Genomic DNA, 2,077 nt, shown 5'->3' with positions numbered 1-2,077 from the left:
TGCCGGAGCCGCTGCCCTGCGTGCCGCCCTGGGTGTTCCCGCGGCCGCTGCCCTGCGTGCCGCCCTGGGTGTTCCCGGAGCCGCCGCCTTGGGTACCGCCCTGGGTGTTCCCGCCCCTGCCGCTCTGCGATCCCTGATTGTTGCCGGTATTGCAGTGTTTCTTGCACGGCTTTTCCGGCAGCAGGGGCTGAGCCTGCGATGTACCTTTACTGGCAAGTGCCTGGACGTGGGAAACTGCGCCAGTCACTGCCGGCGCCGCTGAGGCAGGGGCCCCGATGGCAGCTATTCCTCCAGCCATTGCCGCCGACACTATTGCTGTCGCCATCTTCTGCTTCCGAGTGTGCCGCACGCGCGTGCTCCTCTCTTCCGTATTAAGCACTATTCGCTTCGGCGTCTGGTCATGCGATGCGCAGAGCGTGGTCCGATCCGATCGTGGTGTTGTCGGCCACTCAGAAGACATGTCCGGCCAATTGAGGGCCTAGCGCATTAACCGCGAATTTCCTTCATCCCACACCTGAAGGTGCTGGCTCCGCCGGGTGCTTCAGCTCCGCTGCCGGGCTGAGTGCTAATGCAGCCCTGGGGGCCAGTGTGCGGGAAAAGAAGCGCCGCGCGTTGTAAATCTCGGGCGCCTGGATACCTGCACAACGACGAAGTTACAATCCCGATACTGGTCTCACGCGTCGGCTGAGTCAACTCGAATCGTGGGTTATAAGAGGCCTGACCACACCGCTTGTCACTAGAAAGACCCACACTTTAGATCAGAACGACCTCAGTGCCTCCGTTGAGCCCGTTACCGTCAATTTACTTCGATGGCAAACGATCGCTGTAATCCGCATACAGACTTGGGTGGCCCTGTAGCTGGAATTAGCTACACGTATGTCCTGGCCCGGCTCCAGCCCGGCGACTTGGCCGCCGACTGGGAGTCGATCGAGAACAAGGGTCAGCACGACAATCGCCTTATGTCACCCAGGCTTCCAAGCGGGGGGTTGTGTCCGTCCGCACTGGGCCCCGCATCACGGACACCCCAAGGGGGGAACCATGGTTTCATCGACAACGCCAAGGCAGGCAGGCAGGCGGGCAAGGCCACCGACGAGGCACGCAAGGCCTACGCCGAGGGACACAGAGTCCTCGCGTACAAGTTCATCGAGGCGAACAAGACCAGCGCAACTACCGACCCATGACCGGCATCGGCGAACAGATCGAAGCCGTCGAGGCCGAGGGCTGGGCCCTCGCCGACATGGCAGCCGCAGAGAGTAAGACCCTCGGCGGCGAACGCGTCGCCCCCGTCTGCCTGTTCCGCCGCAGGGTCTGACACCTCACCACAGATGTCCCGGGCGAGACTGCCGCTCTCCTGCAACGTGGTGCACCTGGCAGCAACCGAGGGATGCGGTATCTACAAGGACCGTGGCGGCGCCCCGTCCCAGGCAACGGGGCGCCGATCAGCTTCGGGGGTGAGCATGGCCATCGACCGCGGCGAGCTCACCAGCTACAAGCTCCGGCAGAGCGGGTTTCGGCGCTGAGCCGGACGAGTTCAACGGCGAGAAGGACCATGTGCACCTGCTGGTACCCGTCCAAGATCGCTCTGTCCCGGCTGGTCGGCTCGCTCAAAGGCGTCTCCGCGCACCACTTGCGCCAGGAATTCCCCGACCACATCCGCCGCTACCTGTGGGGCGACCATTTCTGGTCCCCGTCCTACTTCGCCGCCTCCGCGGGCGGCGCACCTGGTCATGGCCATCAAGGAGTACATCGAGAACCAGAAACGTCCCGGGTGAGCCATCAGCAGCTCCGCCGCCACGACACGGCGGCGCTCCGCGCCGCCCCACCAAGGATGCGATTCCTCCCGGGCGCAAACGCCCAGAGTTCCTCGCAAGAATCAAGCTGAACTCGGCACCCCGCGGAAGCTTTCTCCGCGAGGTGCCGAGTTCTGGGGACTCTTCAACGATCAGCCCTGGGTGCCGCCCTGGGTGTTGCCGTTGCCGCCGCCCTGGGTGCCGCCCTGGGTGTTGCCGTTGCCGCCGCCCTGGGTGCCGCCCTGGGTGTTGCCGTTGCCGCCGCCCTGGGTGCCGCCCTGGGTGTT

1 protein-coding gene and 1 pseudogene are annotated in these 2,077 nt (G+C 64.6%); both read left to right on the top strand.

All coding sequences use genetic code 11. The features are described from left to right. Positions 1–1,177: 1,177 nt before the first annotated feature. On the top strand, positions 1,178–1,312 hold the full coding sequence (locus ACIRA5_RS52210; RefSeq protein ID WP_403705358.1) for a hypothetical protein: 135 nt from the start codon (positions 1,178–1,180) through the stop codon (positions 1,310–1,312). Between the two features lie 197 nt (positions 1,313–1,509). Next, positions 1,510–1,772, top strand: a pseudogene (gene tnpA, locus ACIRA5_RS52205) (IS200/IS605 family transposase); the annotation flags it as partial. Between the last annotated feature and the right edge of the window lie 305 nt (positions 1,773–2,077).

Source organism: Streptomyces sp. NPDC096311 (genome assembly GCF_044763085.1).
GTDB lineage: Bacteria > Actinomycetota > Actinomycetes > Streptomycetales > Streptomycetaceae > Streptomyces.
Note: the sequence above shows the minus strand (reverse complement) of the source record. Positions and strands in the feature narration are given on the sequence as shown.